The 11616-nt window shown below is 64.2% G+C and carries 10 protein-coding genes; 6 read left to right on the top strand and 4 right to left on the bottom strand.

The window, feature by feature from the left end:
- Together E2481_RS13670 and E2481_RS13665 are read left to right on the top strand one after the other, a co-directional pair.
- Window positions 1–281: zinc ribbon domain-containing protein (locus tag E2481_RS13670; RefSeq protein WP_169302446.1), on the top strand; the 281-nt coding region annotated here is incomplete at its 5' end.
- Between the two features lie 110 nt (window positions 282–391).
- Window positions 392–1105: a hypothetical protein gene (locus E2481_RS13665; RefSeq protein WP_136717711.1), complete on the top strand. Its 714-nt coding sequence runs from the start codon at window positions 392–394 to the stop codon at window positions 1103–1105.
- Window positions 1106–1160: 55 nt separating this feature from the next.
- Here E2481_RS13665 and E2481_RS13660 read toward each other — a convergent pair whose 3' ends face one another.
- Window positions 1161–2522 (bottom strand): condensation domain-containing protein, encoded by a 1362-nt coding sequence (locus E2481_RS13660; protein ID WP_136717710.1) that lies wholly within the window; start codon window positions 2520–2522, stop codon window positions 1161–1163.
- A 247-nt stretch (window positions 2523–2769) separates the two neighbouring features.
- Here E2481_RS13660 and E2481_RS13655 point away from each other — a divergent pair, with 247 nt between their 5' ends.
- Window positions 2770–4392, top strand: coding sequence for a hydroxymethylglutaryl-CoA reductase (locus E2481_RS13655; protein ID WP_136717709.1), 1623 nt, complete (start codon window positions 2770–2772; stop codon window positions 4390–4392).
- Between the two features lie 291 nt (window positions 4393–4683).
- Entirely contained in the window at window positions 4684–5379 is a 696-nt protein-coding gene (locus E2481_RS13650) for a hypothetical protein (RefSeq protein WP_136717708.1), read from the top strand.
- Between the two features lie 21 nt (window positions 5380–5400).
- On the opposite strand, the gene E2481_RS13645 is transcribed toward E2481_RS13650, so the two are convergent.
- Window positions 5401–6792 carry a DUF445 domain-containing protein gene (locus E2481_RS13645; RefSeq protein ID WP_136717707.1) on the bottom strand — a complete coding sequence of 464 codons (1392 nt, stop codon included), beginning with the start codon at window positions 6790–6792 and terminating at the stop codon, window positions 5401–5403.
- 297 nt (window positions 6793–7089) lie between these two features.
- The gene (locus tag E2481_RS13640; protein ID WP_306293928.1) at window positions 7090–8496 is read right to left on the bottom strand and encodes an NAD(P)/FAD-dependent oxidoreductase; all 1407 of its coding nucleotides are present in this window, start codon (window positions 8494–8496) and stop codon (window positions 7090–7092) included.
- Between the two features lie 197 nt (window positions 8497–8693).
- Here E2481_RS13640 and E2481_RS13635 point away from each other — a divergent pair, with 197 nt between their 5' ends.
- Complete coding sequence (locus E2481_RS13635; RefSeq protein ID WP_136717706.1) at window positions 8694–8963, top strand: hypothetical protein; 270 nt, start codon at window positions 8694–8696, stop codon at window positions 8961–8963.
- A 230-nt stretch (window positions 8964–9193) separates the two neighbouring features.
- Here the strand turns inward: E2481_RS13635 and thsA are convergent, their stop codons facing one another.
- Window positions 9194–10876, bottom strand: a complete 1683-nt coding sequence (gene thsA / locus E2481_RS13630; protein ID WP_136717718.1) for a thermosome subunit alpha — start codon at window positions 10874–10876, stop codon at window positions 9194–9196.
- Window positions 10877–11087: 211 nt separating this feature from the next.
- Here thsA and E2481_RS13625 point away from each other — a divergent pair, with 211 nt between their 5' ends.
- Entirely contained in the window at window positions 11088–11549 is a 462-nt protein-coding gene (locus E2481_RS13625; protein ID WP_136717705.1) for a hypothetical protein, read from the top strand.
- The last annotated feature ends 67 nt before the right edge of the window (window positions 11550–11616 follow it).

The raw sequence follows: 11616 nt of genomic DNA, 5'->3' as shown, positions 1-11616 counted from the left end.
CCAAAGAATGTTCACAGTGTGGTGTGAAGACAGACAAACCACTCTGGGTGCGAGAACATAGCTGTCCGAGTTGCGGCTACACAACTGATCGTGACTATAATGCTGCATTGAACGTCTGGGAACGTGGGTTGAAGAAACTAGGAGTGGGTCACTCCGAAGAAACGCCTGTGGAGACTGCGACCGCTGTGGAGCAGACTCACCAAGAGTCCGTGTCTGCAAGTCGCGTCGTGGAACCAGGAAGCCCCTGCCTCAAGGAAGCAACGCGAAGCGTTGCTGAGTAGGCAGGGGTAGTTCACGGCTCGTGGTATGGTCGGGAACGGTATCGACTCTGACACGTACTGGCGACAGACTGACAGCTATGGAGTGCGTATCGGTCACAATAGACACACTCATGGGAAACGACACCAATCCGTTCTCGCCGCTGATGAAACTACTCGACGGGTTCGATCCCACGGACACAGCCGAAGCCGCGGCGCTGTTTCCGCTGTCTCCGTTTACACTCATGCAGGGTCGAAGTGGGGGAACAGCCTCGCCAGAGGAAGGGACCAAACGCGCCGTTCGACAGCTCTATGCCGTGCTCGTCGGCCTCTCGGACGACGATCCGATGGACACGTGGCAACAGCTACTGGACACTGCCGTGTTCGACGGCCCATCGTTCACGCTGGAGAAGTTGACCGGCGTGACAGCGACGACGTACCGGATCTGGTTCCACACGCTCGCACAGATGCTGGTCGAGAGTTACACGTTCCGCATCATCCACGAGGACCTCGTCGTCGGTGAGCACAAGCAGACGACGGATACTGGGCGATGGCTCTGGCGGCTGCCACAGGCTGACCGTGAGCAGTTGCTGCGACGGTGTACGGATGTCGACGACGAAACGGTCGACCAGATGGGGATCGCGCGCCGACACCGTGACGAACTGCTGTACGACTTCGGCTCGTGGGGCGATATCGACACGCAGCAGGGGCTTTCGGATGCCCGCCAGCATCTGGAGGTCCTGACGGCACTGGACGACCGTGCGACCGACGGGTCGGTGTTTCCGTTCTTCCCGGACGGCGTCGACGCGTTCACACCAGCAACGGACACTGACGATTCAGGAGCCTGAGTCCGACCGTCCGGACAGGAGAAGCGGGCCGGTGTCGAACACCTCGGCTGCCGTCTTACGCCGCGTCGATAGCGCGGGCGATGCCATCGAGGAAGTAATCCGAGAAGGTCTCGGCGGCGTCCTCCCCGAGCACCTCGCGCCGGTGGCGCATCGTGAACGTGACCTGGTCGCCGTAGGTTGCAACACCGATACCGACCGGCGTCCCCTTCCAGACTGGTGGGGTAAACCACGGCCGCTCCTGGCCGCCCTCGCCGGAGAGCGACGGCATCATGGGAATCTTCCCCATGTTCGTCAGCATCGCGGTATCCCAGAGACGCTCGCCGGGGCCTCGCAGGAGTTCCGGAAGCTGCTGTTTCAGTGAGAGCGGAATCGCGTCGGGGAACATCCGCATCAGTTTGTAGGGGGCAGACGCCCGGTCGCGCTCTTTGACCTTCGAGGTCTGCTCGGCGATCTCTCTGGCGGCGTCCATCGGGTTCTCGCGATGTTTCTTGCGCGTGTGGATACTCTCGAACATCGTATACATGCCCGCAACGGAGTAGAAGTGGTCCTCGGGCCGAATGTTGATGGGCATCATCGTACTGATTTTGCGCGCTTTCTTCCCGTGTTCCTCGTTCCACCGCTCGATAGCGAGATGCTGACCCGTCAGGAACACGTCGTTGACAGAGACGCCCTCGGGCCTGTTGTTGACGACCTTTTCCGTCACGTCGTCGTCGAGAACGCGACGGGTGAACCGCCAGCCCCAGTCCGGTTCGTCGTCGTCACGATCCTCTGCGATTCGGGCCGGTTCGTCGACGGTGTTTTGCAGTTGTCGGGCCACCTTGTCGATGACATCGATACCGTCGTTGAGGAGATTGAGGCCGTCCAGCACGGACGACGGTTCGAGGTCGTCCAGCCACGCCCGTGAGTCCTCGAAGGAGACCGAGTCTCCCCAGGGCTCCTCCCCACGATAGGCCTGACAGACTGCCTGTGTGAACTGCAGCGTGCCGACGCCGTCGACAGCCGCGTGGTTCAGGCTCACCATCAGCCGGTCGCCACCATCGATTCCCGCCCCGCGGTAGACGATGGCCCGCATCGGCCGCTCTTCGGTGAGGTCGAAATTCCTGAAGTACGCCCGGTTCTGGGCCTCCTCGACGGACATGTCGTCCGTATCGACCACTTCGATATTGAACTCGATGTCGTCGATCTCCTCTTCGTTCGGAAGCTCCCAGACGTACTGGGAGTCGGCCAGCGCGGCCTGTTTCATCCGCGCACCGACGACCGGGTGATATTTGCAGGCCGTCCGAGCGGCCTCGTGTAGCCGGTCTACGTCGATGGTCGTCGTCGTCTCGAGTTCGGCCTGAATGTTCCAGGCAGTGTGTTTCTGCTCGATGTGGTACACCGACTCCTCGATCATCGAGAACGGGATCGCCTCGCTCATCGTCGCCCCCCACTGACGAGTACAATCATATGTAATAACAGGTAATTCAGCCGTCCTAAAAAAGGTCTGTAAACAGTGGGTGCGCGGTTTCGAGATGTTTCACCGAGAGATCCGCTCGAATATACACACGAAGGAAATATTTTGGAAGAGCTCTAATGAACGATCAGAACCGTGCCGTCCGTGGAACCGGAGGAAATCGGTTCAATGTTCCATCAATTTTATGCTCACGGGTATTAATGTCGTAACCATGGTAATTCCGAGGCCAGATAGTGGGATACTGAAGCGGGTGTACGCGAACATCGTGGGGTCGGAGGGGTTCCTCTCGCTCGACGTTCCCGAGAAGATACTGAAACGGCTCTACACGTACGGCAGCCTGACGAACACGGAGGATGGGCTCCGGTTCGAGGTGAAAAACCGGCTGCGAGATGCGGAGTTCGCCGGCGTGGACCGTCTCGTGGTCAACGATCAGGTGGTCGATCCCGAGGACGTGCGACTGGAGACGGTCGACGGGGCGGTCCACCAGCTGGAGAACGTCGACGACGACAACCCGCTTTCCTTTCCGGTGGGTCGGACGCTCTACGTGATCGTCGAGGGGATGGAGCTACCGACGGGGGACCACCAGATCGAGATCGACTTCCGGGCCAACCCGTTCGGCGAACTGTCGCTGTCGATCGCCGACACCATCCGCGACGAGGACGAGGTCCCGTCCATTCCGCGGGACCCCGAGGACAACTTCACCGAGGAGGCCATCGCCGAACGCCACGAGTACCTGGAGTCGGAGACGAACGTGGACCTCGAACACATCCCCCAGTACTCGGTCGATCCCGGAACGGACCTGGAGGGCAACATCGAGAACTTCATCGGCGTCGCGCAGATGCCGATCGGCCTGGCCGGCCCGCTGAAGGTCAACGGCGAACACGCCGACGGCGAGTTCCCGATCCCGCTGGCGACAACCGAAGGGACGCTCGTCGCCTCCTACAGCCGCGGGATGAAGGCGATCAATCTCAGTGGCGGGGTCAAGACCACGGTGACGGACGACAAGATGAACCGCGCGCCGGTGTTCGTCTTCGAGGACGCCCGCAACGCCCGGGACTTCCGGGAGTGGGTCTTCGACCACTACGACACCGTCAAGGAGAAAGCCGAGGAGACCTCGAGCGTCGCCGAACTCGTCGAGATCGAGGACTACATGACCAACAACTACGCGTACCTCCGCTTCGGCTACGAGACGGGGGACGCCGCCGGGATGAACATGGTCGGCAAGGCGACTTTCGCCGCCTGTAACTGGATCCTGAACGAGTACCCCGGCTACGTCGAGAACTTCTATCTCGACGGCAACTTCTCGACCGACAAGAAGGCCTCGAAGGTCAACGACCTGATGACCCGGGGCAAGCGCGTCACGGCGGAGGTCACGCTCCCCGAAGACGTGCTCGTCCATCACCTGGGCGTCGAACCCGAGAGCATCGCCCACCACAGCAAGGTCGGGACCATCGGCTCCTTTTTCGCCGGCTCGACCACCAACGGCGCCCACCCGGCCAACGGGCTCGCCTCGCTCTTCATCGCGACCGGCCAGGACGAGGCCAACGTCGCCGAGTCCCACTCCGCGATGGTCAACACCACGCTGTTAGACGACAACTCACTGCACGTCTCCGTGACGATCCCCTCGCTCATCGTCGCCACCTACGGCGGCGGCACGGGCCTGCCGACCCAGAGCGAGGGCCTGAAGATCCTGGACTGTGACGGCCCCGGAAACGTCAACAAGTTCGCAGAGATCGCCGCCGGCGTCGTCCTCGCGGGCGAACTCTCGCTGGCGTCGGCCATCTCGGCCTCGGACTGGGTGACGAGCCACGAGGAACTCGGTCGCAACCGGTAAGTCCGGATCCGAACGCGCACTGTTTTCGCTTCCAAGCATCCGATCACCGTGAGCGGTCAGTCCGTGCTCGAACTCGCGGTACTCGTTTCTCAAATCTGAATATCGACGGGGTAGTGGCCTCGTACCGCCGGGTCAGAAGCCGGCCGGTATGGCCGGCAGTTCGCGCTCGCTGGCCCGGTTTCCGGCCGAACTGCGCACCTCGGATATCCGATACTCTAGCGGTCCGTCGTTGCCTCTGCTGGCAATGGACTTTTGTAGGTAGGGAGGTAATCACTGCTCAGTTGATCCCCCATGGTACTGTATCCCACTGAGGAGTGGTTAGAGGAATACCGCCGACTGATAACCGAAAGCGGTGAGATGGACGACTTCGGGTTCGACGAGAACCTCCTGCTCGTTATCACTGATCTGAACCTGTCTCGGGTTACCCTCGGAGACCTTCACGACTCGGTGCTCGACGAGTTGCCCGACAACGTCAGGGAGGGGCTCAGTGAGATGTCCCTGGCGGCGGCGACGGAGTTGATCGACGAGTCGGTTCGCACCTCGTTGCCCGATCAGCTGCGGCACCTTCTCGACCAGACCGACAGGGACGTCGTCGACGGAACGATCTACGCCTATCTGGAACTGGCGGACGGCGACTGCACGGAAGCGGTCCTGCTCGGGAGCGCCGACGACCGCGAGGTCGACTCGATCTTCCGGGCGTCGGCAGGGACCTGGCAGTCGATCATCGCCGGGCGGCCGGCCACGTCCGCGATCCTCGCCGGCGATCTGGAGATCATCGGCAACGAGTTACTGAAACTCCAGTACGCCGCGGAGTTACAACTGCTCTGTGACATCGCAGCGGACGTCGACACGGAGTTCCTCTTCGAGCATCACGACCGCTCGCTGGTCGACTTCGTAATCGACGAGTCCATCCGTCAGCCGATCACCCTCCAGAAATGTGTGACTCGGCAGGCGGCCCTGACGATGCGGACGTTCGCCCCGTTCTGAGGCGAGCGGTCCCTTCGACCGTCACAGCGCGGTCACGACCAGAAGCTGGATCCAGCCGGCGACGAACCCGAGGACCGCGCCGATCCCGATGAGGAGCCACTCGTCCTCTTTGAACGCCGACCGGAGCATCACGCAGTAGTCCTCCGGCGGCAACTCCTTCATCCGTTCGGCGATCAGTTCCTGGACCGGACCGCTCCGGCGGCGATTGAACTCGGGGTCCTGCAGCGGCTCGAACGCGTAATCGATGGTCTCGGTCGCGAACGACTCGCGCATGGCCTCGTACTCGCGGTCACCGGTCGTCACCCGCACGAGCGGCCCGGCGACGCCGACCGCCTCGTCGACCGCCGGACGGAGCGCGTCCCTGATCGTCTTGCGAGTGCGGTCCGATTTCGAGCCCGTGAGCATGTTCTCGGCGATGTTCCCGACAGTGACGATCTCCCCGGAGACCAGCGAGGCGTAGGTCTCGGCGGCCTCGGGCTGGCGCTTGATGAACAGCCCCTGAGCGGTGAAGGGCCCGATCTTGATCGGCCGCTTCGGGTTGAAGATCGCCTTGATCGCGATGAAGTTGGTGAAGTAGCCGACCAGCGTCCCCGCGACCGGCAGCACCCACCACTGATCGATGAGGATGAACAGTGGAATCGAGAAACAGCCCAGGAAGGTCCCGAGGAAAAACCCGGAGTTGATGAGGAAGTTCAGCTCCCGGTCGCCGATCTCCAGGAACATCTTGTTGAGCAACTGGGGATCCGACCCCAACTGCTCGACCATCATCATCTTCATGTCCATCAGCTCGTCGATGTTATCGCCGATGTCGCGGAACACCCGGTCGACGACGCCCGGCATCGAAGTCTCGACACGCGAGTGGATCATCTCCCTGACCGCCGGCGGCGCGTCGTTCCACAACTGGGGATGCTCCCGGCGGATGATGTCGTCGACCAGGTCGTGGATGTCGTCGCTGGCGGCCGCGACGACGTGTTCGGCGATGGTGGCCGGGTCGAACTGCTGGTAGAACTCCTTCTGGCTGGCGATCTTCGTGACGCCGTTGTCCGCGGCGAGACTCCCCATCTTCGCCGCTCGCGAGGGGACGATCCCCTGCCAGCCGAGTTTCCCCTCGCGAACCCCCGGAATTTGCTGGATCTTCGTCGGGAGCAGCGAGGCGACCTGTTGCATCCCCGGTACCTCGACGCCGAAGAATTCGACCGGGTGAAAGAGCAGCCGGATCCCCACCCAGTTCGTGATGTAGCCGATGATCCCCGTGATCGGCGGGATCAACACGAGACTCCAGTTGATCCCCGAGGGAATCAACGAACCGAGATCCCCGGGCAGACTCACGAGTACGACGAGAAGCTGACCGACGAATCGGCCGCTCGCGCCACCGGCGAGCGCCCCGAGTTCCAGTGATAGCGGTCCGTACATCGGCGTGTTAGCGTGCCGGCTCTCCGCCTGCCGGGTCGTCCCGACGTGGCCGCTGTCGCGACCGGAAACGGCAGTAGTCGTCTCTGTCCCCCCGTATCGTCCGTCGTGAACCCTCGTCTGTCACCGGATAGACCCCCCAGAGCCTGGTTATCGGAATGTCTCCGCCGATTAACTTAATTCAACCGAACACCGCATACCGCACGTCTTCCGTTTATTCGGCACTGGCCAAGAATCTACCCTCCTGGGAAATGAATACGGACGAGGGATCGAAGCGACGGTCGAAGCCCCGACCGACGGTCAGCGACCCTCGCGTCGACCGCCGAGAATCGAAAACGGGGACGAAACCACCCGTCCGAGGAGGTTCGCCGGACTGCCCGGATAGGTTCGGTCGCCGAGGCGCGTCGCGAGCGTCAGGTCGACGGCGTCGCCGGGCGCGAACGCGTCGGCGAGGGCGAACCCGGTCCCAGCGAGTATCGACTGGAGGTCGCTCGGTGACGCCGGATCGGTCGGCAGTCGCTTCGTCGGAAGCTCGGAGAGCCCGACGACCGAATCGTGTGTCGGCCAGCCGAACTCCTCGGCCACGAGGTCGACGGCGTTCCCGACGGCCCCGACTGAACCGAGGTGGCCGGCGCCAATTACGGCCTTGGCTGCCCTGGCCGGTTCGCCGCTCAACACGACCGGGCCGACCTGCGCCACCGCGCCGTCACCGACGCTGACGACCCAGCCGGCCCCCTCGTGTTCGTAGGTCGCCGACGGCTCGGCGTCCCCCTCGTCGCCGTTGCTTCGCTCACCGTCGTCGATATCCCGGAGGAGCGCCGTCGCCGCCACGGCCCCCTGCCGGACGGCCGTCTGTGCACTCGCCGGCGCGACGGCCCCGTCGGCGCCGACGACCGTCCCCGCGTCGCCGACGACGACAGTGCTCTCACTGACCCGAAGGTCCGGCCCGACGCGCGGCCGGTCGCCGCCGAGCGCCGCCGGCCCGCGGATGCCGCCGGTCCAGACGAACACGTCGTGTGAAAGGGAGCGTCCGTCCCCCAACTGCACCGCCCCGTCGTCAGCCGACTCGACGGCGACACCGGTTTCGACCGTCACGTCGCGAGCGTCGAGTTCCCGCCGTACAGCGCTCCGGAACGCCGGGTCGAAGCCGGGAGCGACCTCGTCGTTTCGCTCGACGACGGTCACGTCGAGGTCGAGCCCTTCGGCCGCCGACAGCGCGGCGAGTTCGCCGGCGACCTGCACACCAGCGAGTCCGCCACCGCCGACGACTGCGTTCCCGCCGGAAGCCGCCATCGCGTCCCGGTGGATGGCACGCGCGTCGGCGATCGATTTGAGGGGCGTGGCGTGGTCCTCGACGCCCGGCAGATCGTAAAAGGCGGTCTCGGCACCGAGACAGACCGCTCCGAAGTCGTACTCCAGTTCCGTCTCCGTCCCGTCCGCGGCCAGGAGCGTCGCGACGCCGGCGTCGGCATCGACCGACGTGACTCTGGCCTGCCGGACCGTCGCGTCCGTGAGGACCCCGTCCAGCGGCAGGCTGATGGTCTCGGCCAGTTCGGGACGGCGAACGACCCGATGGAGTTCGTGCTGGACGAGGTGGGTGTTGGACTGGTCGACGACGACGAGGTCCAGCTCGTCCGGCCCGCGGCGTTCGAGTCGTCGAGCGACGGTCAGCCCGGCGTAGCCAGCGCCGAATACGACAGCGCGCATACTTTCATTCCGTGCTGCCGACTGATAACTACTCTGGAGACACAACTTCGTAGTTGTGGTCGAAAGCTAAAGCTGGATAAGAGGCAACCCCGAGCTCTCACACCTTTCCGTCGAGGCTGGCCGAAACTGGCCACGAGCCCCGCGTGCCTGCACCTGCCGGCAGTCGCGTTTTCTCCAGGAACGACTCAATGCGACCCATGTCGAACGCACCGTCTACCGTCGAGCGTGGCGACGGCTACTACCACGTCCGGTATCGCGACCCCGACGAGTTCGACGACATCCGGACGCCGGACTGGGCCGAAAGGCCAGCCGGGTCCGTGGTCGAGGGCGCAGAGGTCCGAACCGGCGACACGAAAGACGACGACGACTGGACCGTCCAGAGCGTTCTGATTCCGAGCGGGGCCGTCGACACCGAGGACGAAGCACGTGAGGCTGCCCAGGCTATCGTCGAGAAACTGAGCGAGTGAGCAACGGTTCGGGTGTTCCGACTCTCGAATCAGAATCTTCGAAAAATGAAGTCGGTTGGGAGTGCGGTGCAGTGCGGTGGTGGCAAGCGCAGCATCCGCACGCGACGGCCGAAGGCCGGAGCGCGCGGACCGGCGCGTCCGACGAACGGGAGGACGCGCCGATTTTTGGCCGAGCTTTTTGCCTGATCGAGCGCCCCGAAGGGGCGCGAGAGAAGTGCAAAAAGGTCGTCTTACATCATGCCGCCCATACCGCCGCCCATGCCGCCCATGCCGCCGCCCATACCGCCGGGCGCGCCGCCGGGGCCGCCTGCGGGTGGTCCCTCGTCGTCGCCGTCGTCGGAGCCGCCGCCCTTCAGGTCGCCGGCTGCGATGACGTCGTCGATGCGGAGGATCATGACAGCGGCCTCCGTCGCGGACTCGACGGCCTGGGTTTTGACTCGGAGCGGCTCGACGACGCCGTCCTCTTCCATGTCGACCACGTCGCCGGTGTAGGCGTCGAGACCCATCGTGGTGTCGCCGCCGTCGTGCTTCGAGCGGAGATCGACCAGCGAGTCGATGGGGTCGAGCCCGGCGTTCTCGGCGAGAGTGCGCGGGATCACGTCGATCGCGTCGGCGAAGGCCTCGACGGCCAGCTGCTCGCGGCCACCGACGGAGTCGGCGTGGTCACGCAGACCGAGCGCGAGCTGCGTTTCGGGTGCGCCGCCGCCGGGGAGGACTTTGCCGTCCTCCAGCGTGACGGAGACGACACCGAGCGAGTCGTCGATGGCTCGCTCGACCTCGTCGACGACGTGGTCGGTACCGCCGCGCAGGATCATCGTGACGGCCTTGGCGTCCTCGACGTCCTCGACGAAGATGCGCTGGTCGCCACCGATGTCCTTCTCCGCGACGGAGCCGGCGAAGCCGAGGTCCTCCTCGGTGATGTCGTCGATGTTGGAGACGACGCGAGCGCCCGTCGAGCGGGCGAGCGCGCTGATGTCGGACTTCTTGGCGCGGCGCACTGCCAGGATGCCCTCCTGGGCCAGGTAGTGCTGGGCCATGTCGTCGATGCCCTTCTGACAGAAGACCACGTCAGCACCGGCGTCGGCGATGTTGTCGACCATTTCCTGGAGCTGTTTCTCCTCCTGGTCGAGGAACTGCTGGAGCTGGTCGGGGTCGCTGACGTTGACCTCGGTGTCGAGTTCGGTCTCGGGGACCTCGATGGCCGTATCGAGCAGGGCCACGTCGGCGTCCTCGACGGCGTAGGGCATGTTGTCGTGGACGCGCTCCTTGTCGACGATGACGCCCTCGACGAGTTCGGACTCGTCGATGGAGCCGCCGACGACCTTCTCGACTTTGATGTTGTCCGTGTCGATGCCCTCGTCGTCCGCGACGGCGCGGACCGAGTCGACGACCAGACCCGCGAGGGTGTCCTTGGCGGCCTCGGCACCCTTGCCGGTCATCGCCGTGGCGGCGATCTGTTCGAGGATGTCGGTGTCGTCCTCGTCGACCTCGATGGCCATGTCCTCGAGGATCTCTTTTGCCTTCTCGGCGGCCTGACGGTACCCCTGTGCCAGGATGGTGGCGTGGATGTCCTGGTCCAGCAGGTCCTCGGCTTTCGTGAGGAGTTCACCGGAGATGACGACGGCCGTCGTGGTGCCGTCGCCGACCTCGTCTTCCTGGGTCTGAGCGACCTCGACGATCATGTTCGCCGCCGGGTGCTCGATGTCCATCTCGTCGAGGATGGTGACGCCGTCGTTCGTGACGACGACGCTGCCGGTGTCCCCGACGAGCATCTTGTCCATTCCTTTCGGACCGAGTGTCGTGCGCACGGACTCGGCCACGGCCTTGCCGGCCGTGATGTTCATCGACTGGGCGTCCTTTCCGGAGGTTCGCTGACTGTCCTCGGAAAGTACGATGAGGGGCTGGTTACCCATTTGCTGAGCCATAGTCAAACAATGGTTGTATTGCCATTCTATATAAGCGTTGTGTTCACGGTAGCCGAAACCGCCTCACGGGACCGGGAGCGGATTCCGTGGGAGGACGTGACAAGAGGCGGGTTTAAACCGCACAACGGCGACGGGAGCGTCGAAACGACAGTCGTGTCGGCACCCGGATTTACGTGGGTCGTTCTCCAAACGTCGGCAAATGGAGATACGTGTCGAACTGGACGGGGACGTAGTCGAGGAGTTAACGGAGGAGGCCCAGTTGCAGGGGTTCGACGACCGCGAGTCGTACCTGCGCTGGATCGTCGCTCACCGCCCGATGTCGGACCTGGCGACGACGCAGGCCCCCGCCGTCGCGAGCCGCGTCTCCGAACTCGAAGAGCGGGTGACGCTCCTCGAACGGCAGTTGGACCTCGACGAGCCGACGAACCCGGACTCGGATCTGGGAACCGCCGACTCGGGAGCCAACCTCGACGAGGGGAGCGGCGGCGGCGTGGACCTCGACTCGGGAAGCGAGCCGAGTCTCGGGGACGACGCGGGATCGGACACGGTCGATCTGGACGCCCCGGAGGACGACCCCGAACCGGAACCCGAAGAGGACGCGGCCGAAGACGACGACATCGCGGAAGCGATCGGCGACGTCTCCCTGGACGACGAGGAGTAAGCGACCGGCCAGGCGGTCGTCGGTGGTCCCGCGTCGCCACTGCGTGACCGGGACCGGGGCCAGACCG

The organism is Halorientalis salina (genome assembly GCF_005049285.1).
GTDB lineage: Archaea > Halobacteriota > Halobacteria > Halobacteriales > Haloarculaceae > Halorientalis > Halorientalis salina.
Note: the sequence above shows the minus strand (reverse complement) of the source record. Positions and strands in the feature narration are given on the sequence as shown.

Excerpts from the sequence above, each read along its gene's own strand:
- E2481_RS13660 (WP_136717710.1), bottom strand. The coding sequence starts at position 2,522 with ATGAGCGAGGCGATCCCGTTCTCGATGATCGAGGAGTCGGTGTACCAC.
- E2481_RS13645 (WP_136717707.1), bottom strand. The coding sequence starts at position 6,792 with ATGTACGGACCGCTATCACTGGAACTCGGGGCGCTCGCCGGTGGCGCG.
- E2481_RS13640 (WP_306293928.1), bottom strand. The coding sequence starts at position 8,496 with ATGCGCGCTGTCGTATTCGGCGCTGGCTACGCCGGGCTGACCGTCGCT.
- E2481_RS13655 (WP_136717709.1), top strand. The coding sequence starts at position 2,770 with ATGGTAATTCCGAGGCCAGATAGTGGGATACTGAAGCGGGTGTACGCG.
- thsA (WP_136717718.1), bottom strand. The coding sequence starts at position 10,876 with ATGGGTAACCAGCCCCTCATCGTACTTTCCGAGGACAGTCAGCGAACC.
- E2481_RS13625 (WP_136717705.1), top strand. The coding sequence starts at position 11,088 with ATGGAGATACGTGTCGAACTGGACGGGGACGTAGTCGAGGAGTTAACG.
- E2481_RS13665 (WP_136717711.1), top strand. The coding sequence starts at position 392 with ATGGGAAACGACACCAATCCGTTCTCGCCGCTGATGAAACTACTCGAC.
- E2481_RS13635 (WP_136717706.1), top strand. The coding sequence starts at position 8,694 with ATGTCGAACGCACCGTCTACCGTCGAGCGTGGCGACGGCTACTACCAC.
- E2481_RS13650 (WP_136717708.1), top strand. The coding sequence starts at position 4,684 with ATGGTACTGTATCCCACTGAGGAGTGGTTAGAGGAATACCGCCGACTG.